General features: G+C 61.5%; 1 protein-coding gene. It reads right to left on the bottom strand.

Translation table 11 applies throughout. The features are described from left to right. The coding region (locus tag FTE26_RS20185; protein WP_272457519.1) for a conjugative transfer relaxase/helicase TraI domain-containing protein at nucleotides 1-681 on the bottom strand (681 nt) is incomplete at both ends.

Raw genomic sequence — 681 nt, 5'->3', positions numbered from 1 at the left:
TCCGGACACCATCCTGCATATTATCAGCCAGCAGGCTCTCTCCGTTACGGCTGCCCTGCAGGGCCACGAACTGCGCATCCCCGCTGCCTTTCACCCGGCCTTCACCACTGAAGCCCCGCAGCCCGTTTCCGTCATCCGTGGTCAGCGGGTTCAGCCAGATACCAGCTGACTTGCCGTTACGGTCAAAAGCCGGCAGTGCCACATACGGCTGCGGATATTTGCGCCCGGGTGCAATAAACCGTGCAGGACTGTCTCCCCCGGCCAGCCCTGCCTGACGGAGAACGGCACGGCCGGCCACCACGTCCCGCAGCTCCCGCGCCGTACTGAACAGCCGCTCTGCATTCATGACCTCCCGGTCCGATTTCGGCTCTAGCACATCGTGGGCAGTTCCTTTCTGTACGGCATTGTTAATGGCATCCGTCCAGCCCTGACGGTTATCGGTATACACCTGCACATGCTGCTTCATACGCGACAGGGCCACGTAGGCTGACTCAAAGCCGGCCATCTGTTTCCGGTTACCTTCCGTGCCTTCAAGCGCAATGGCAAAGGTTTCACTTGCCCCCTGCGCACCGTGGGCGGTGATGGCATAGGCCAGGCCAATATGTTGCTCTGCCCGCTCCTGACCGGGGCGAATCACCCGGGTCTGCTGTCCGTCCGACAGCGTGACACTGTCACCGGAAA

Source organism: Escherichia sp. S10b (assembly GCF_028421345.1).
In the GTDB taxonomy this organism is placed as follows: Bacteria; Pseudomonadota; Gammaproteobacteria; order Enterobacterales; family Enterobacteriaceae; genus ECMA0423.
This window is presented reverse-complemented; position numbering and strand designations above follow the sequence as displayed.